General features: G+C 69.4%; 16 protein-coding genes. 12 read left to right on the top strand and 4 right to left on the bottom strand.

The features are described 5' to 3' along the window. Positions 1–60 precede the first annotated feature (60 nt). The 3 genes from ACQPXG_RS24485 to ACQPXG_RS24475 all read right to left on the bottom strand — a co-directional run bounded on the left by ACQPXG_RS24485 (position 61) and on the right by ACQPXG_RS24475 (position 3,199). Complete coding sequence (locus ACQPXG_RS24485) at positions 61–741, bottom strand: response regulator (RefSeq protein WP_433461444.1); 681 nt, start codon at positions 739–741, stop codon at positions 61–63. A gap of 184 nt (positions 742–925) precedes the next feature. Then, positions 926–2,149, bottom strand: a complete 1,224-nt coding sequence (locus ACQPXG_RS24480; RefSeq protein WP_433461443.1) for a sensor histidine kinase — start codon at positions 2,147–2,149, stop codon at positions 926–928. A gap of 96 nt (positions 2,150–2,245) precedes the next feature. Continuing rightward, positions 2,246–3,199: a RecB family exonuclease gene (locus tag ACQPXG_RS24475; protein ID WP_433461442.1), complete on the bottom strand. Its 954-nt coding sequence runs from the start codon at positions 3,197–3,199 to the stop codon at positions 2,246–2,248. 119 nt (positions 3,200–3,318) lie between these two features. Between ACQPXG_RS24475 and ACQPXG_RS24470 the strand changes: the two genes are divergently transcribed. The 12 genes from ACQPXG_RS24470 to ACQPXG_RS24415 all read left to right on the top strand — a co-directional run bounded on the left by ACQPXG_RS24470 (position 3,319) and on the right by ACQPXG_RS24415 (position 16,681). Continuing rightward, on the top strand, positions 3,319–4,500 hold the full coding sequence (locus ACQPXG_RS24470; RefSeq protein WP_433461441.1) for a site-2 protease family protein: 1,182 nt from the start codon (positions 3,319–3,321) through the stop codon (positions 4,498–4,500). 78 nt (positions 4,501–4,578) lie between these two features. Then, positions 4,579–5,547: a tRNA (adenine-N1)-methyltransferase gene (locus tag ACQPXG_RS24465; RefSeq protein WP_433461440.1), complete on the top strand. Its 969-nt coding sequence runs from the start codon at positions 4,579–4,581 to the stop codon at positions 5,545–5,547. Positions 5,548–5,791: 244 nt separating this feature from the next. Next, positions 5,792–7,555 carry a proteasome ATPase gene (gene arc / locus ACQPXG_RS24460; RefSeq protein ID WP_433461439.1) on the top strand — a complete coding sequence of 588 codons (1,764 nt, stop codon included), beginning with the start codon at positions 5,792–5,794 and terminating at the stop codon, positions 7,553–7,555. A gap of 135 nt (positions 7,556–7,690) precedes the next feature. Beyond that, positions 7,691–9,208, top strand: coding sequence for a depupylase/deamidase Dop (dop, locus tag ACQPXG_RS24455; RefSeq protein ID WP_433461438.1), 1,518 nt, complete (start codon positions 7,691–7,693; stop codon positions 9,206–9,208). A gap of 284 nt (positions 9,209–9,492) precedes the next feature. Beyond that, a complete protein-coding gene (locus ACQPXG_RS24450) occupies positions 9,493–9,702 on the top strand; it encodes a ubiquitin-like protein Pup (protein ID WP_089325987.1) in 210 nt (69 codons plus the stop codon). Positions 9,703–9,785: 83 nt separating this feature from the next. Further along, positions 9,786–10,958, top strand: a complete 1,173-nt coding sequence (locus ACQPXG_RS24445) for an endonuclease VII domain-containing protein (protein ID WP_433461437.1) — start codon at positions 9,786–9,788, stop codon at positions 10,956–10,958. 219 nt (positions 10,959–11,177) lie between these two features. Beyond that, positions 11,178–12,023, top strand: a complete 846-nt coding sequence (prcB, locus tag ACQPXG_RS24440) for a proteasome subunit beta (RefSeq protein ID WP_433461436.1) — start codon at positions 11,178–11,180, stop codon at positions 12,021–12,023. A 21-nt stretch (positions 12,024–12,044) separates the two neighbouring features. Next, complete coding sequence (gene prcA, locus ACQPXG_RS24435) at positions 12,045–12,830, top strand: proteasome subunit alpha (RefSeq protein ID WP_433470040.1); 786 nt, start codon at positions 12,045–12,047, stop codon at positions 12,828–12,830. A gap of 161 nt (positions 12,831–12,991) precedes the next feature. Next, on the top strand, positions 12,992–14,350 hold the full coding sequence (pafA, locus tag ACQPXG_RS24430; RefSeq protein ID WP_021593623.1) for a Pup--protein ligase: 1,359 nt from the start codon (positions 12,992–12,994) through the stop codon (positions 14,348–14,350). Between the two features lie 121 nt (positions 14,351–14,471). After that, positions 14,472–15,404 (top strand): FKBP-type peptidyl-prolyl cis-trans isomerase, encoded by a 933-nt coding sequence (locus ACQPXG_RS24425; RefSeq protein ID WP_433461435.1) that lies wholly within the window; start codon positions 14,472–14,474, stop codon positions 15,402–15,404. Between the two features lie 99 nt (positions 15,405–15,503). Continuing rightward, complete coding sequence (locus tag ACQPXG_RS24420) at positions 15,504–16,154, top strand: helix-turn-helix transcriptional regulator (protein WP_433461434.1); 651 nt, start codon at positions 15,504–15,506, stop codon at positions 16,152–16,154. A gap of 32 nt (positions 16,155–16,186) precedes the next feature. After that, complete coding sequence (locus tag ACQPXG_RS24415; protein ID WP_433461433.1) at positions 16,187–16,681, top strand: DUF3291 domain-containing protein; 495 nt, start codon at positions 16,187–16,189, stop codon at positions 16,679–16,681. Between the two features lie 4 nt (positions 16,682–16,685). On the opposite strand, the gene ACQPXG_RS24410 is transcribed toward ACQPXG_RS24415, so the two are convergent. Then, the gene (locus ACQPXG_RS24410) at positions 16,686–17,768 is read right to left on the bottom strand and encodes a DUF3866 family protein (RefSeq protein ID WP_433461432.1); all 1,083 of its coding nucleotides are present in this window, start codon (positions 17,766–17,768) and stop codon (positions 16,686–16,688) included. Positions 17,769–17,792: the final 24 nt, after the last annotated feature.

Raw genomic sequence — 17,792 nt, 5'->3', positions numbered from 1 at the left:
GGACACCTCAGGGACCGACCCTGAAACCGCCCACCCCCGCGCGGCGTCCCCCGGGACGGCTCAGCTCTGCCCCGGCCTGCTCAACCCCGTCTCGTACGCGTACACCACGGCCTGCACCCGGTCCCGCAACCCCAGCTTCGCCAGGACGTTCCCCACGTGCGTCTTCACCGTCGTCTCGCTCACCACCAGCTCCGCCGCGATCTCCGCGTTCGACTGGCCCCGCGCCACATGCGCCAGCACCTCGCGCTCCCGCTGGGTCAGCGTGTCCAGCCCCGGAGGCGGAGCCGCGTCCCGCACGGCCGGCAGCCGGTTCGCGAACTTGTCCAGCAGCCGCCGCGTCACCGACGGCGCCACGATCGCGTCGCCCTCCGCCACGATCCGGATCGCCTGCACCAGATCCTCCGGCGGCGAGTCCTTCAGCAGGAACCCGCTCGCACCCGCCCGGACCGCCTCGATCACGTACTCGTCCAGGTCGAACGTCGTCAGGATCAGCACCCGCGGATCATGCGACGCCGCACCCTCCCGGATGATCCGGCGGGTCGCCTCGATCCCGTCCACCCCCGGCATCCGGATGTCCATCAGCACCACGTCCGGCAGCAGCGACCGCGTCAGCTCCACCGCCGCCGCGCCGTCCCCGGCCTCCCCGACCACCGCGATGTCGGCCTCCGCCTCCAGGATGAGCCGGAACCCCGTCCGCAGCAGCGGCTGGTCGTCGACGAGCAGCACCCGCACCGTGGTCATCGGGCCCTACCTTTCTGGGGGCGACCCCCAGACCCCCGGGCCGGGCGGCCCGACGATCCTCGCTTCGCTGCGGTCATCGGGCCGCCACCGCCGGCCGCCGTCCCGGACCGTTCATCGTCGCGCTCCTCGCCTCACCCGGGGCACCGCGTCCGCGGCACCCTGCCAACCTACGGCCTCGCACCGCTCACGCCTCCAGCGGGAAACGCGCCCGCACACCGAACCCGCCCCCGACCCGCGGCCCGATCTTCAACTCGCCACCGTACAGCGCCACCCGCTCGTACATACCGACGAGCCCATGCCCCGGATTGTCCCCGTCGTCGGCCATGAACGTCGCCGTGCCCCGCCCGTCGTCCTCGATCTCCACCGTCAGATCATGATCCCCGTAGTACAGCCGCACCCACGCCCGCGCCTGCGGCCCCGCGTGCTTCAGCGTGTTCGTCAGCGCCTCCTGGATCAACCGGAACGCCGCCACGTCCACCCCCGGCGACGGCGCCCGCGCCTCACCCTCGATCCACAGCTGCACCGACAGGCCCGTCTCCCGCACATGATCCAGCAACTCGCCCAGGTCGCCCAGCCCCGGCTGCGGCGCCAGCTCCCGCCCCGCCCGGTCCTGGTCCCGGTCCGTCCGCAGCACCCCCACGATCCGCCGCATCTCGCTCAGCGCCGTCCGCCCGACCTCCTCGATCGTCGACATCGCCTCACGCGCGCTCCCCGGATCCCGGTCGATGATCCGCCGCGCCGCCCCCGCCTGCACCGTCATCACGCTCACGTGATGCGCCACCACATCGTGCAGCTCCCGGGCGATCCGCGACCGCTCCTCGATCCGCGCCGCCCGCGCGTCGGTGCCACGCGCCCGCTCCAGCCGCGCCGCCCGGTCCTCCAGCTCCGCGAAGTACGCCCGCCGCAGCCGCAGATTCCGGCCCAGCACCCACACCCCGATGACCAGCGCGCAATCCGTGATCAGCACCACCGGCGACGCCGACACCGGCAGCAGGATCAGGTACACGAGGAAATAGACGAACGCGATCAGCCCGCCGGCCGCGCTCTGCGCCAGCCCCCGGTGGGCCGCCACCGTGTACACCGCGATCAGGAACGCCACCACGTCCGGCACCGACGGCGGATACCCCGCCACCGCCATCACCAGCTCACCACCGATGATGAACAGCAGCACCGGCATCGGATGACGCTGACGCCACGCCAGCGCCATCGTCACCACGACCACCAGCAGCCCGTCCCACACATCCGGCGCCCGGAAGTCCTCATAGCCCGCGTTGGTGGGGAGCTCCTCCAAGAACAACTGCGGCAGCCCCACCGCCAGCAGCCCCACCGCCAGCAACGCATCGGACGCCATCGGACGCGCCTGCAACCAGGCGCGGACGGCACGAAGACCACGGATGCGGGGTGACACGACACTCACCCTAGGAGGTAGCGGCAGGTCCCGACCCCTCCTGGACGCGGATCCGCGGTCCTCCCCAAGGATGACCCGGCCGCACCCGCACCCACCCTAAAGATCGTCGTGCTCCCGGGCCATCCCGCCCGGACGCCCCTCCACCGGCCCCGCACCCTCCAGATCGGCCGGCGACGGCCGGTTCACCGGCACCACCGGCAACGGCGGGGGAGTACCACCGAACTCCGGGCACCGCTCCTTGTGATCACACCAGTCGCACAACCGGCCCGCCCGCGCCCGCCACTCACCCGTCTCCATCGCCCGCCGGATCGCCTGCCACAGCGCCTCGACCTTCCGCTGCGTCGCCCGCAGATCCGCCTCGTCCGGCTCGTAACGCAGAACCTCGCCGTTCCCCAGATACATCAGCTGCAGCAACCGCGGCACCCGCCCCCGAAGCCGCCACAGCACCAGCGCGTAGAACTTCATCTGGAACAGCGCACGCGCCTCGAAATCCGCCCGCGGCGCCGTCCCCGTCTTGTAGTCCACGATCCGCACATCACCGCTCGGCGCCACATCCACCCGGTCGATGTACCCCCGCAGCTTCAACCCCGAGTCCAGCACCGTCTCCACGAACAGCTCCCGCTCGGCCGGCTCCAGCCGCCGCGGATCCTCCAGCGTGAAGTACCGCTCCACCATCCGCCGCGCATGCGCCAGCCACTCCGCGTGCTCCGCCTCCCCGGCGTCCCCGTCCTCGAACAGCTCCGCAAGACCCGGCTCCGCCTCCAGCAGCCGCTCCCACTCCGGCCCCAGCATCTCCAGCGCCGCCGCCGGCGTCCGCGTCCCCGCCGGCAGGTCGTACAGCCGCTCCAGCACCGCGTGCACCAGCGTCCCCCGGACGGCCGCCGCACTCGGACGCTCCGGAATCCGATCGATCACCCGGAACCTGTACAACAACGGACACGTCATGAAATCGCCCGCCCGGGACGGCGACAACGACCCCGACACCACCACCCCGCCCGCATCCCCCGCCACCGCAGCCGATGCCCCACTACCCGCCTCGGTCGTCGTCATGGCACAGCACACTAGGCGACACCCCCGACGAAAATCCCGCACCCGCCCCACCACACCCCGCCGACCCCCAGCGCCCACCCGCAGCCGACCCGCCCCTCCGGGGCCGTAGCATCGATGACGTGACACACAGCGCGCCCCCGACCGAGGGCAGGACACCGGCCGGCGGCACCGGACCCGACGACGACCGCGCCGCACGCCCCGGCCTCCTCATGGGCCGCCTCCTCGGCGTCCCCATCTACGTCTCGCCCAGCTGGTTCCTCGTCGCCGTGCTCGTCACCGTCATGTTCGAAGGACAAGTCCACGACGTCGTCAGCCGCCCCCTCAGCTACCTCGTCGCCTTCACCTACGCCGTCCTCCTCTACGGCTCGGTCTTCGTCCACGAACTCAGCCACGCCGTCACCGCACGCGCCTTCGGCCTCCCCGTCCGCTCCGTCACCCTCCACATCCTCGGCGGCGAGACCTCCATCGAACGCGAAGCCCCCACACCCGGCCGCGAATTCCTCATCGCCTTCGCCGGACCCCTCGTCAACCTCGTCCTCGCCGGACTCGGCCTCCTCCTCCACGCCACCCTCCCCCTCCCCGACGTCGCGCTCCTCCTCATCGAAGCCCTCACCTTCGCCAACCTCCTCGTCGGCGTCTTCAACCTCCTCCCCGGCCTCCCCCTCGACGGCGGCCGCCTCGTCCGCGCCATCGTCTGGAAAGCCACCGGACGCAGCCGCAACGGCGCCATCTTCGCCGGCTGGGTCGGCCGCGCCGTCGCCATCGGCTGCCTCATCGCCGGCGCCTACCTCGCCACCTACAACACCGGCGAAGGCGGCGGCATCGGCTGGCTCGCCCTCCTCTGGTCCGCCCTCGTCGCCTCCTTCATCTGGGTCGGAGCCACCCAGGCCATCCGCGCCGAACGCGTCCGCGACCGCATCCCCCTGCTGTCCGCCCGCCGCCTCGCCCGCCGCGCCACCCTCGTCACCGCCGACGTCCCCCTCGCCGAAGCGATCCGCCGCGCCCAGCAGGACCACGCCGGCGCCATCGTCATCGCCGACCACGACGGCAGACCCCTCGGCCTCGTCAACGAGAAGGCCGTCACCGCCACCCCCGAACACCGCCGCCCCTGGATCAGCGCCGGCGACCTCTCCCGCGGCATCGACGACCACCTCACCCTCCCCGCCGACATCACCGGCGAAGACCTCATCGAAGCGCTCCGCCGCGCCCCCGCCACCGAATACCTCCTCGTCGAACCCGACGGACGCGTCTACGGCGTCCTCGCCGTCACCGACGTCGACCGCGCCTTCGCCGGAGTCTGAACCGCCCGAGCCCACGCCCCTCCGCGCCCCGCACGGCACGGCCGGACCGCCCCCCACCCGCCGATAGCCTTGACCTCCATGAGCGAACCCCAGCCGAACGACCCCGCCCACTCACCCGGCCGCATCCCCCACGGCCCCTTCCGCCCCGGCGACCAGGTTCAGCTCACAGACCCCAAAGGCCGCATCAACACCATCACCCTCCAGCCCGGCAAGCTCTACCACTCCCACAAAGGCTCCGTCCCCCACGACGACATCATCGGCAGCCCCGAAGGCACCGTCTTCCGCTCCACCGGCGGCACCGAATACCTCGCCTTCCGTCCCCTCCTCGCCGACTTCACCCTCCGCATGCCGCGCGGCGCCGCCGTCGTCTACCCCAAAGACGCCGCCCAGATCATCGCCATGGCCGACATCTTCCCCGGGGCCCGCGTCATCGAAGCCGGCGCCGGATCCGGCGCCCTCACCTGCTTCCTCCTCCGCGCCGTCGGCGAACACGGCCTCGTCTCCTCCTACGAACGCCGCCCCGACTTCGCCGACATCGCCCGCGCCAACGTCGAAAAATTCTTCGGCGCCCCCCACCCCGCCTGGCGCCTCACCGTCGGCTCCCTCGAAGACGCCCTCGCCGAGACCGACGTCGACCGCGTCGTCCTCGACATGCTCGCGCCCTGGGAAACCCTCGACGCCGTCGCCAAGGCCCTCATCCCCGGCGGCATGGTCTGCGCCTACATCGCCACCACCACACAGATGTCCCGGGTCGTCGAAGACCTCCGCGCCAACGGCCGCTTCGCCGAACCCCAAGCCTCCGAGACCATGCTCCGCACCTGGCACGTCGACGGACTCGCCGTCCGCCCCGACCACCGCATGGTCGGCCACACCGGCTTCCTCGTCACCGCCCGCCGGCTCGCCGACGGCGTCACCCCGCCCGCCCGCCGCCGCCGCCCCGCCAAAGGCGCCCACCCCGCCCCCGGCCAGGACACGCCCGGCCAGGACACGCCCGGCCAGGACACGCCCGGCCGGAACGCCACGCCGGCGCGACCCGCCGAGTCCTAGATCACATTCCCGCCACGCGCCCCACCGAACTCGGCAAACCTCCCCCCACGACACGCCCGCGCCCACGAACGCCCAGGTCCAGGCCCCGTAACCCCCCACCCCGCCGCACCCCCGCGGCACCCCCGCCAACCCTCCCGGAACACACCCGCACGACACGAACACCGAATGGGCAGGTTACGGAAGCCCTCCAGATAGGTAGGGTCTCAGTAGGTCGTCGGCTCTCTTCGTGAGGAGGTGACGGGGCGTGGCCGCTCGTGACGATGCTGGGGCGCGCAGGGCGCAGCACGAAAAGGAGGTCAGGGACCTTCAAACGCAGATCTCCTTCCTGGAGGAGGAGATCTCCGTGCTGCGCCGCAAGCTCGCGGAATCCCCGCGCCAAGTACGTGTGCTGGAAGAACGCCTCCATGAGGCACAGGCAAACCTGGCCGCTGTAACAGGCCAGAACGAGCGACTCGTAGCGACCCTCAAAGAGGCTCGCGAACAGATCGTCGCGCTCAAGGAGGAGGTCGACAGGCTCGCACAACCACCCTCCGGATTCGGTGTCTTCCTCGAAGGACGCGACGACGGAACAGTCGACATCTTCACCGGCGGACGCAAACTACGCGTCAACGTCAGCCCGGCCGTCGACATCGACGAACTCCAGCGCGGCCAAGAGGTCATGCTGAACGAGGCCCTCAACATCGTCGAAGCCCTCAAGTTCGAAGAGCAAGGCGAAGTCGTCATGCTCAAGGAACTCTTCGACGACGGCGAACGCGCCCTCGTCATCGCCCACGCCGACGAAGAACGCGTGGTCAAGCTCGCCGAGCCGCTCCGCGGCGTCCCCCTCCGGGCCGGCGACTCCCTCATGCTCGAACCCCGATCCGGATACGCCTACGAGAAGATCCACAAGGCAGAGGTCGAAGAACTCGTCCTCGAAGAGGTCCCGGACATCTCCTACAACGAGATCGGCGGCCTCGGCTCACAGATCGAAATGATCCGCGACGCCGTCGAACTGCCCTACCTGCACGCCGACCTCTTCCGCGAACACCAGCTCCGCCCCCCCAAGGGCGTGCTGCTCTACGGCCCCCCCGGATGCGGCAAGACCCTCATCGCCAAGGCCGTGGCGAACTCCCTCGCCAAACAGGTCGCGGAGAAGACCGGCCAAGAGGGCAAGAGCTTCTTCCTCAACATCAAGGGCCCCGAACTCCTCAACAAGTACGTCGGCGAGACCGAACGGCACATCCGCCTCGTGTTCCAGCGCGCCCGCGAAAAGGCCTCCGCCGGAACCCCGGTCATCGTCTTCTTCGACGAGATGGACTCCATCTTCCGCACCCGCGGATCCGGAGTCTCCTCCGACGTCGAGAACACCATCGTCCCCCAGCTCCTCAGCGAGATCGACGGCGTCGAGGGCCTGGAGAACGTCATCGTCATCGGCGCCTCCAACCGCGAGGACATGATCGACCCCGCGATCCTGCGCCCCGGCCGCCTCGACGTCAAAATCAAGATCGAACGACCCGACGCCGAAGCGGCCAAGGACATCTTCTCCAAGTACATCCTCGACGGACTGCCCCTCCACCCCGACGACCTCAAGGAACACGGCGGCTCCACCGACGCCACCGTCGAGGCCATGATCCAGCGCACCGTCGAACGCATGTACACCGAAAGCGAGGAGAACCGCTTCCTGGAGGTCACCTACGCCAACGGAGACAAGGAAGTCCTCTACTTCAAGGACTTCAACTCCGGCGCGATGATCCAGAACATCGTCGACCGCGCCAAGAAAATGGCCATCAAGCAGTTCCTCGACACCGGCCAGAAGGGCCTGCGCGTCGCCCACCTCCTCGCCGCCTGCGTCGACGAGTTCAGCGAGAACGAGGACCTGCCCAACACCACCAACCCCGACGACTGGGCCCGCATCTCCGGCAAGAAGGGCGAACGGATCGTCTACATCCGCACCCTCGTCTCCGGAACCAAGGGCACCGAGGCCGGACGCTCCATCGACACCGTCGCCAACACCGGCCAGTACCTCTAACCCCGAACACACCGTGACAAAGCGCACGCGGCGGCCCCCCCGAAGGGAGGCCGCCGCGTACGCATGCCCCGCCACGACCCCCGCGAACAGCGGGCCCCATGGCTCCACCCTCCCGGCCCCGATAGGCTCGACGATATGAGTGTTCGGCGGGTGATGGGCATCGAGACCGAGTACGGCATCTCCGTACCCGGTCAGCCAGGGGCCAACGCGATGGTGACCTCCTCCCAGGTCGTCAACGCCTACCTCGCGGCGTCGGCGGCACGGGCCCGCAGAGCCCGCTGGGACTTCGAAGAGGAGAACCCCCTCCGCGACGCCCGCGGCTTCGACCTCGCCCGCGAGGTCGCCGACCCCACCCAGCTCACCGACGAAGACCTCGGCCTCGCCAACGTCATCCTCACCAACGGCGCCCGCCTCTACGTCGACCACGCCCACCCCGAATACTCCGCGCCCGAATGCACCAACCCCCGCGACGCCGTCATCTGGGACAAAGCCGGAGAACGCGTCATGGCCGACGCCGCCCAGCGCGCCGCCCTCGTCCCCGGCACCCACCCCATCCAGCTCTACAAGAACAACACCGACAACAAGGGCGCCTCCTACGGCTGCCATGAGAACTACCTCATGCGCCGCGAAACCCCCTTCGCCGACATCGTCCGCCACCTCACCCCCTTCTTCGTCTCCCGCCAGGTCGTCTGCGGCGCCGGCCGCGTCGGCATCGGCGTCGACGGCCGCGGCGACGGCTTCCAGATCAGCCAGCGCGCCGACTTCTTCGAAGTCGAGGTCGGCCTGGAGACCACCCTCAAACGACCCATCATCAACACCCGCGACGAACCGCACGCCGACCCCGAAAGGTACCGGCGGCTCCACGTCATCATCGGCGACGCCAACATGGCCGAGCTCTCCACCTACCTCAAGCTCGGCACCACCTCCCTCGTCCTCGCCATGATCGAGGACGGCTTCCTCACCGTCGACCTGTCCGTCGACATGCCCGTCGCCGCACTCCGCGCCGTCTCCCACGACCCGTCCTGCAAGCACCTCCTCACGCTCCGCGACGGCCGCAAGATGACCGCCGTCCAGCTGCAGATGGAGTACCTCGAACAGTCCCGCAAGTACGTCGAGGACCGCTTCGGCGCCGACGTCGACGAGATGACCAGGGACGTCCTCGACCGCTGGGAATCCGTCCTCCACCGCCTCGGCGACGACCCCATGCAGCTGTCACGGGAACTCGACTGGGTCGCCAAGCTCTCCCTCCTCGAGGGCTACCGCAGCCGCGACGGCCTCGACTGGTCCCACCCGCGCCTCCAGCTGGTCGACCTGCAGTACACCGACATCCGGCCGGACAAGGGCCTCTACAACCGCCTCGTCGACCGAGGCCGTATCGACCGCGTCATCACCGAGCCCCAGGTCCAGGCCGCCGTCGAGGACCCGCCCGAGGACACCCGCGCCTACTTCCGCGGCCGCTGCCTGCGCCAGTACGCCGAGTCCGTCGCCGCCGCCTCCTGGGACTCCGTCATCTTCGACGTCCCCGGCCGCGAGTCGCTCCAGCGCGTCCCCACCCTGGAGCCCCTGCGCGGCACCAAGCAGCACGTGGGCGCCCTCCTGGACCGCTGCCGCACCGCCGCCGACCTCGTGGCCACCCTGACCGGCCAGAGCTGACTCAGGAGCCGTTCAAGGCCGGGCAGCGCGCGAGCGCCGTCCGGCCTGTTCGCGCACGCATTGGATAGCGCGACTATCGAGTTCTCCGCACGTCGCTGACCTGCGCCAACGGGTGAGGTCTCCGTTTCGTGACCGGTATGACCGTTTCGCTGGCACGCTGACCGGCGATAACCCGAGCAAGTCCCCGGCCCCCGGGGCGGAGGCGGCGAAACGGGTGTTCAAGATCCGCTAGCCGTCGAAGATCGGAGATAGGGTCGGAAGGACCGGCAGAGCGGAGGTATCGAATGGCCACGAAGGACACCGGCGGTCAGAAGCAGACCACCCGGCGCACGGAAGAGGTCGAGGAGACCGAGGCCACGACCACCGAGGACGTGCAGGAGCGCCAGGAGAAGCTCACGGACGACGTGGACTCAATTCTGGACGAAATAGACGAAGTATTGGAAGAGAACGCAGAAGATTTCGTAAGGGCGTATATTCAGAAGGGTGGGGAGTAATCCCCATAAAACGGACATCTCCGAAAAGCCAATAAATGGCATACGCGGGGCTGGTCGGAAAATCGAAGAGATGACGCAAAGGTGTGAGCGGGGCCGGTAAGGTCTCGCTCATGCTTTCGAAAAGATGCAAGGACTGCGGAGAGAACAAGCCGGTCACGGAGTTCTGGAAGCTCAAGTCCTCCAAGGACGGCCTCGCCTACTACTGCAAGGTCTGTTTTGGCTTACGTAACAGTCACTCATATCGGAAGAAGCAGGCCGAACTCGGCAAGGCGACCCGGGCCTACCGGAGATACTCCGATGTTCCCGAGGGGATGAAATACTGCGCGAAGTGCAAGGAGATCAAGGGCGTCGATGAGTTCGGGCGGAACCGTTCTCATAAGTCGGGGCTTGCCGACTACTGTCGCCCCTGCCATGCGGCCGCCATGGCCGAGGGGAGGATCCGCAATCACGGAAGCGGACGCAACTGGCAGTTGAAGCGCAGGTACGGCCTCACCGAGGGTGAGGTCGAGCAGATGATCGCCGAGCAGGGCGGCGTCTGCGTCATCTGCCTTCGGGGCGACGCCAAGCACGTCGACCATGACCACCTCACCGGACTCGTTCGCCGTGTCCTCTGCTTCAAGTGCAACGGGGGCCTCGGACAGTTCGACGACGACCCCGATCGGATGCGGCTCGCGGCCGACTACCTGGAGCTGCGGGGTTCCCACGCCAGGCGGATGCACATCGAGATCGGCGCTCCGGTCTTCGGAGGGCCCGAACGCGTCCGCTGGGATCCGTTCTGGCGGACGAGGAAGAACGCGGTGCAGTCCGCCCGGCACTACCACCTGCGCCAGAAGTACGGGATCAACGACGAGGACACGCAGTGGCTGCTCAAGCTGCAGTTCGGGCATTGCGCGGTGTGCTTCGACGTCCCGGCTGAACATGTCGACCACGACCACAGGACGGGTATGGTGCGCGGCCTGGCGTGTTCGGGATGCAACACCGGCATGGGCCAGCTGAGGGACGATGCGATCACCCTCCGCCGCGCCGCCGATTATGTGACGGGTCGGCTCGTGCAGAGAGTGCCTACCGAGGACGGTGGCACGCGTCTGTCGTTGACGGTCCCGGACGTCGATCCGGCGACGGTTCCGAGAGGCGGCTGGAAGGCGCTCTGGGAAGAGGACGGCCGGTACCGGAAGGAGACCCTGCCGTTCGACGAGGAGCTCGACTTCCCGACGTGGGACGACTCGGAGCCGGTCGGCGCGCCGGGACCTGCTTGAGGGCCGGAGGCGCCGAGGGACGCGAGCCGACCGGGGCCGAGGCTGGGTGCGCCTGCCTTCGCGGCTTGGCAGAGGCCTTTGCGGGGCGGGTTCGCCGTGGGCTGATCGGGTGGGGTGATCGTGGCATGCGCGTGGGCGACCTTGAACAGTAGGGTCATAGGCGTCCGTGCCGGTGAGGTTGCCGCCAGCCGGTGCCATGGTGGAGGGGAAGGGAGTCGCGTGGCGTCCCACGATTCGCACACCGGACGTCTGCCGGGGTTGTTCGCGAGCCCGGATACGTCGTCGTTCACGGAGTTCCTGGGGGCGTACTCTCCGGAGTTGCTGCCCGGCAGGCGGACGCCGCCGGCGTCGCGGGCGGGCGACGACATCCCGCACGGGACGACGATCGTCGTGGTGGGCTTTCCCGGCGGGGTGGTGATGGCGGGGGACCGGCGGGCGACGGCGGGCAACGTCATCGCGCAGCGTGACATCGAGAAGGTGTTCCGGGCCGACGAGTTCTCGGCGATCGCGATCGCGGGGACGGCCGGGATCGGGATCGAGATGGTGCGTTTGTTCCAGGTGGAGCTGGAGCACTACGAGAAGCGTGAGGGCCGGACGCTGTCGGTGGAGGGCAAGGCGAACCGGCTGGCGACGATGGTGCGGCAGAACCTGGGCATGGCGATGCAGGGTCTGGCGGTGGTACCGCTGTTCGCGGGCTATGACGAGGAGCGGGACGAGGGGCGGATCTTCTCCTATGATCCGGCGGGCGGCCGGTACGAGGAGCGGGACTTCCATTCGATCGGTTCGGGTTCGGTGTTCGCGCGTGGTGCGCTGAAGAAGCTGTACCGGGCGGACCTGTCGGCGGAGGACGCGGCGCTGGTGTGCGTGCAGTCGCTGTACGACGCGGCCGACGACGATTCGGCGACGGGCGGGCCCGATCTGACGCGCCGGATCTTCCCCGTGGTGGCGTCGGTGACGTCGGACGGGTATCGCCGGCTGGGCGAGGACGAGGTGGGCGCGCTGGCGCAGGCCGTCGTCGACGGACGTTACGACTCGCCGGGCGGTCCGACCGCCCCGCTGCGATAGAAGGGATCCTGACCGGTGTCCATGCCGTTCTACGTGTCGCCCGAACAGCAGATGAAGGACAAGGCGGACTATGCGCGGAAGGGGATCGCGCGTGGCCGCAGTGTCGTGGTGCTGCAGTACGACGACGGCATCCTGTTCGTGGCGGACAATCCGTCGCGGGCGCTGCACAAGATCAGTGAGATTTATGACCGGATCGCGTTCGCGGCGGTGGGGAAGTACAACGAGTTCGAGAATCTGCGGCTCGGCGGTGTCCGGTATGCGGATATCAACGGGTACCAGTACGACCGCCGGGATGTGACGGCGCGGGGGCTGGCGAACGTGTACGCGCAGTCGCTGGGGACGATTTTCACGGAGACGAACAAGCCGTACGAGGTGGAGCTGGTCGTCGCGGAGGTGGGCGAGGACGCGGAGACGGATCAGATCTACCGGTTGACGTTCGATGGTTCGGTGGCGGACGAGCACGGTTATGTCGCGATGGGCGGGCAGGCCGAGGCGGTGGCGCAGTCGCTGAAGGACGGGTACCGGGAGGGTTCGGGGCTGGCGGGGGCGTTGCGGACGGCGGTGCGGGCGCTGGAGGCGCAGGATTCGGAGCGGCGGCTGGAGGCGACGTCGCTGGAGGTGGCGGTGCTGGACCGCAACCGTGAGCATCGGCTGTTCAGGCGGTTGTCGGCGGCGCGGATCGGTGATCTGCTGTCGGCGGATGATGCGGGGCCGGGGATCACGTCCGGTGGCGGTGAGGACGCGGGTGGTTCCGGCGAGGGTTCCGATGGTGCGAAGCCGGAGGCCGGGGGGGACGGGGAGGACTGACGCGGGGCCGGTGTGCGGCCGGCCGGAGGGCCCGTCGTGGTGGGGCGATCGGATCGTTCTGCCGCGGCGGGCCTGTGGCGTTGTGGGGAGGGTCGTGTTCCCGGGGAAACGGTGGGCTGGAGAGACTGTCGGGTGGGGGCTGCGCCGCATAGGGTCTTGGTGTGGACAGGCGCATCTTCGGGCTTGAGAACGAGTACGGCGTCACGTGTACGTTCCGCGGGCAGCGGCGGTTGTCACCGGACGAGGTGGCGCGCTATCTGTTCCGGAGGGTGGTGTCGTGGGGTCGTAGCAGCAATGTGTTCCTGCGGAACGGGGCGCGGCTCTATCTGGATGTGGGGAGTCATCCGGAGTACGCGACGCCGGAGTGCGACAGTGTCGTGGATCTGGTGACGCATGACAAGGCGGGCGAGCGGATCCTGGAGGGGCTGCTCGTGGACGCCGAGCGGCGGCTTCGCGAGGAGGGGATCGCCGGCGACATCTACCTGTTCAAGAACAACACGGATTCGGCGGGGAACTCGTACGGCTGCCATGAGAACTATCTGGTGGGGCGGCACGGGGAGTTCGGGCGTCTGGCGGACGTGCTGATTCCGTATCTGGTGACGCGGCAGATCATCTGTGGTGCCGGGAAGGTGCTGCAGACGCCCCGTGGGGCGGTGTACTGCGTGTCGCAGCGGGCGGAGCACATCTGGGAGGGTGTGTCGTCGGCGACGACGCGGTCGCGTCCGATCATCAATACGCGGGATGAGCCGCATGCGGACGCGGAGCGGTTCCGGCGGCTGCATGTGATCGTCGGTGACTCGAACATGAGTGAGACGACGATGCTGCTGAAGGTCGGGGCGACCGACCTGGTGCTGCGGATGATCGAGGCCGGTGTGGTGATGCGTGATCTGACCTTGGAGAACCCGATCCGGGCGATCCGTGAGGTGAGTCATGACATGACGGGGCGCCGGAAGGTGCGGCTGGCGAACGGCCGTGAGGCGAGTTCGCTGGAGATCCAGAAGGAGTACTTCGGCAAGGCGCGTGATTTCGTGGACGCGCGTGGTGGTGACGCGACGGCGAAGCGGGTGCTGGAGCTGTGGGAGCGGACGCTGCGGGCGGTGGAGACGGGCGATCTGGATCTGGTGTCGCGTGAGATCGACTGGGTGACGAAGTACAAGCTGATCGAGCGGTATCGGCGGAAGTACGATCTGCCGTTGTCGTCGCCGCGTGTGGCGCAGTTGGATCTGACGTATCACGATGTGCATCGTGACCGGGGTCTGTATTACCTGCTGGAGAAGCGGGGGTCGGTGGACCGGGTGTCGCGGGATCTGGACATCTTCGAGGCGAAGTCGGTGCCGCCGCAGACGACGCGGGCTCGTCTGCGGGGGGAGTTCATCCGGAAGGCGCAGGAGAAGCGGCGTGATTTCACGGTGGACTGGGTGCATCTGAAGCTGAACGATCAGGCGCAGCGGACGGTGTTGTGCAAGGACCCGTTCCGGTCGGTGGATGAGCGGGTCGACAAGCTGATCGCCGGTATGTGAGGGGGCCGGGGCGCTTTCCGGGGCGGGTGGGGTGACTTGTGCGCGGTGGGACTACTGGCAGGTCACCTGGGCGGTAGGGTGAGCGCGCAGTAGCGCTCGCCACCCCCCTGAAGGATCCTGTATGCGTCGTCGTGTTCGGTTCCTGTCCGCGGTCGTTGTGTTCGCGGTGCCGTTCGTGTTGTCCGCCGGGTGTTCGGGTGGCGGTGTGGACGTGAAGGTGAGCGGGGATTTCGGGCGGTTGCCGGAGGTGCGGTTCCCGAAGGGTGCGCCGGGTGATTCTTTCGCGGTGAAGACCGTGAAGGAGGGTAAGGGGACGGCGGCGCGCAAGGGTGACCTGGTGGTGGCCGACTATGTGGGCTACCGGTGGAACAAGGGTGGGCGGAAGCTGCTGGCGAGCAGTTATTCGAAGGGGGAGCCGGGGGCTTTTCCGACGGGGCAGCTGGTGCCGGGGTTGACGAAGGCGTTCGATGGGGCGCGGCCGGGGTCGCGGGTGGTGGCGCGGATTCCTCCGCGGGATGGTTTCGGGGATGAGGGTGACCCGAAGCATCAGGTGGGTGGGGACGACACGCTCGTGTACGTGCTTGATGTGCGGGCGGTGTATTCGCGGACGGCGGGTCCGCATGGGGAGAAGCAGGCGCCGGTGGACGAGCCGGGGTTGCCGAGGGTGGCGGAGGCGCCGACGGGGCAGGCGCCGGCGGTGACGATGCCGCGTTCGGCGCCGCCGAAGGGGCTGCAGGTCCGGGCGCTGGTCAAGGGTGATGGGCCGGCGGTGCGGAAGGGGCAGTTGCTGGCGTTGCAGTATGCGGGGTATTTCTGGCGCGACGGGAAGGTTTTCAATTCGTCGTGGTCGGAGGGGCATCCGTTCGGGGTGATGATCGGGACCGGCCAGGTGATGAAGGGCTGGGATCAGGGTCTGGTGGGGCAGCGGGTGGGGAGCCGTGTGCTGCTGGTGGTGCCGCCGTCGCTGGGGTACGGGTCGAAGGGGCTGGCGCAGTTCGGGATCAGGGGGAGCGACACGCTGGTGTTCGTCGTGGACCTGCTGGGCGCGCACTGAGCCGGAGTCTGAGCCAACCCGTCTGAGCCAACCCGTCTGAGCCAACCCGTCTGAGTCGGTCCGTCTAAGCGGAGTCCTCGTTGTTCTTAGAATGGCGGGGTGGAGGACATCGACGCGATCGCGCTGTTGCAGGATCCGGTGCGGCGGCGGCTGTACGAGTTCGTGGTGGCGCAGGGCCGCGAGGTGGGGCGCAATGAGGCCGCGGAGGCGGCGGGCGTGGCGCGGACGCTGGCGGCGTTTCATCTGGACAAGCTGGTCGGGGCGGGGCTGCTGGAGGTGGGCAGCAGGCGGTTGACGGGGCGGTCGGGGCCGGGGGCGGGGCGTCCGGCGAAGGTGTACCGGCGGTCGGCGGTGGAGCGGGGGGTGTCGGTGCCGGCCCGTGATTACGGGACGGCGGCGGGTCTTCTGGCGGAGGCGGCCGAGTCGGCGGGTCTGGACGTGGAGTTGCGGGATGCGGCGCGGCGGCGGGGGCGTGCGCTGCGTGGTGAGGGCGGGTCGTGCGGGGGGCTGGACGATCTGGCGGGGGTGCTGGCGGGTCGTGGTTATGAGCCGGTGCGGGACGGGGATGTGCTGCGGATGCGCAACTGTCCGTTCCATGCGGTGGCGGAGCGGTTTCCGCCGCTTGTGTGCGGGATGAATCTGGCGTTGCTAGAGGGGTTGGTGGAGGGTTCGGCGGTGCGGGTGCGGATGGATCCGCGGCCGGGGTGGTGCTGTGTGGCGGCCGCACCTTCTAAAAATAATGAAGATTGACATAGAAGTGCGCGCCGTGGTGGGGTGAGCCCATGACCGATGACGCCAGGTACCACCTCGCCCAGTTCAACGTCGCCACGCTCCGCTTCCCGCTCGACGACCCGCGCGCGGCGGACTTCGTCGCGCTGCTGGAGCCGGTCAACGCGCTCGCCGACGGGACGCCCGGTTTCGTGTGGCGGTTGGTGGAGGAGGGCGAGGCCGACGCCACCGGGATGCGTCCCGCCGGCGAGGACGTGATCATCAACTTCTCGGTGTGGGAGTCGGCCGAGGCGCTGTGGGACTTCGTCTACCGCAGCGCCCATCTGGAGACGATGCGGCGCCGCCGGGAGTGGTTCCAGCGGCACGCGGAGGCGCATGCCGTCCTGTGGTGGATCCCGGCGGGCCACGTCCCGTCCGTCGGCGAGGCGTTGGAGCGCCTCGCCCTGATCCGTGAGAACGGCCCGTCGCCCCGGGCGTTCACGTTCAACGCGTCCTACACGGCGGAGGAGGCGGCGGGCGCCGGTGAGGCGGAGCCCGCGGTGGCCTGACTCCTCAGCCGAGGAGGGCGGCGGTGTGGCGGCCGGCCGCGGCGGCGGTGAGGAAGTAGGGGAGGTCCTCGTCGAGGCGGCGGCCCATGGTGGACAGCCGGACGCCCCAGTCCTTCTCGGCGGCCCTGAGGGTCTCGTGGAGGCCGTCGACGGGGACGGGGACGAGGCGGTGCCGGTCGCCGAGGGGGGCGGCCTCGGCGGCGACGCGGGCGCCGAAGGCGCCGCCGAGCTCGGGGACGGGGATGTCGGCGGCGGCGAGCGCGACGCGCCCGTAGGCGGTGAGGGAGTGGTGGGAGACGCCGATGTGGCGTTCCCGCCTGTCGCCTTCGCTGACCCGCAGCGACCCGACCGGGCGGCCGCCGAGGACGGACGCGGCGTTGACGGCCTCGCCCGCCGAGACGCCGGAGAAGCCCCATCTGGTGCCCGTCCCGAGGTTCCCGGGGCCCTGGGCGAGGACGGCGACGTCGGCGCCGAGGACGAGCCGCGCCGCCAGTAGCCCGGTGTGGACGGTGACGGCCTCCAGGTCGCCGCCGAACGCTTGCCCCACGGTGACGGTGGCGGTGAGCGCGCCGGCGTCCTTCAGCCGGGCGATGGACATGGAGAACCATGACGGCAGCGCCCCGCCGTCCGGCATGACGTACGCGACGCGTGCGGACGGGCGCGCCGCGAGGAGGGCCGCGAGGATCGGTGGCAGGGCGGAGTGCAGGTCGGCGACGATGACGGGCATGCCGTCGAGGGAGTCGGCGTCGCGCAGGACGGCGTGGTGGGGGGAGTCCTGCTCGTCGGCGCCGAGGACGGTGGCCTGGAGGGGCGTGTAGCGGGCCTTGACCAGGTGGCCGGGCCCGTCGGGGTCGGGCGGGAGCCGGTCGGGGACGGCGACGACCATGGCGTAGCCGCCGGTGCCGAGACCCATCGCCAAGGCCGTAGTGTTGAGCAGGACGGTGTCGCCCGGTTCGGGCCGCCCCACCAGGGCGGGGTAGGCCAGGGCCCGGTGGGTGCCGTCGCCCCCGATCGAGACGTTCAGCTCGACCGCCCCCGGCCATTCGCGGCGGATGTCCTCGACTGTGCCTTTGCGCCATCGGATCACACCGGGAAACGGTAGCGTCCTGCA

It is taken from the genome of Spirillospora sp. CA-128828, assembly GCF_050945415.1.
Classification (GTDB): Bacteria; Actinomycetota; Actinomycetes; order Streptosporangiales; family Streptosporangiaceae; genus Spirillospora.
This window is presented reverse-complemented; position numbering and strand designations above follow the sequence as displayed.